The organism is Serratia sp. J2 (assembly GCF_046269175.1).
Taxonomy (GTDB): Bacteria; Pseudomonadota; Gammaproteobacteria; order Enterobacterales; family Enterobacteriaceae; genus Chania; species Chania fonticola_C.
Genome location: NZ_JBKABN010000098.1, coordinates 1 through 754, shown reverse-complemented (window position 1 = coordinate 754; position 754 = coordinate 1). Strand labels below are relative to the sequence as shown.

The following is a 754-nucleotide window of genomic DNA, read 5'->3' as shown; positions in this document are numbered from 1 at the left end:
GCATTAGTGACATGAAGTTGGGCAAAGTTGCGTTGTCGGTTATTTAGGCAGCCAGCAAATAGAATTGTTACGCGGGTGACAATCCCTCACTTTGCGAGTGTTGATATTGCCCTTTTCGTATCATGTTGCTCAGTTCGATGCCGGTCAGGATCTTCTGTGCCCGTCGAAACGATTTGAATCCCAGCATCGGCCATATCCGACGTTTGATATTTCGGTGATCTTGCTCAATCAGGTTGTTCAGGTACTTACTTTGCCTGACGGTAATCGCTTCCTCATCGGGTTTGTCGGCGTTGAGCGTGGCCAAAGCTGCGGTGTTAGCACCACTTTTTATCGATAGTGACAACCTCGGGTTCGCCGTGATGCCGAATAGCTTTGCGAAAGAAGCGCAATGCGGCTGCAGAGTCCCGTTTGGCGGTCAGCAAAAAGTCGATGGTCTGATCCACCGCGCGGTAGAGATATTTCCACTGGCCTTTGACTTTGATGTAGGTTTCATCCATTCGCCACCGCCGACCTACGGTGCGCTTGTGTCGGCGAAAAACCTTATCCAGTAGCGGTACCTGGCGGATAACCCAACGATGCAACGTGGAATGGTCAACGACAATACCGCGCTCCGCCATCATCTCTTCGAGGTTTCGCAGACTCAGTGCATAGGCGAGGTACCAGCGGACACACTGAGCCATAATATCGACGGGATAATGCAGGCGACTGAAAGCGTTTCGAATGAGAGATATGGGCAGGTAATAACATCAAAAAA

At 50.5% G+C, this 754-nt stretch carries 1 protein-coding gene; it reads right to left on the bottom strand.

All coding sequences use genetic code 11. The features are described from left to right. Positions 1 to 67: 67 nt before the first annotated feature. Positions 68 to 731, bottom strand: a protein-coding gene (locus ACKWMY_RS28225; RefSeq protein WP_409487551.1) for an IS6 family transposase whose coding sequence is annotated in 2 segments (ribosomal slippage) — positions 68 to 328 and positions 330 to 731 — 663 coding nt in all. Because the reading frame shifts where the segments join, the coding sequence is not laid out codon by codon here. Between the last annotated feature and the right edge of the window lie 23 nt (positions 732 to 754).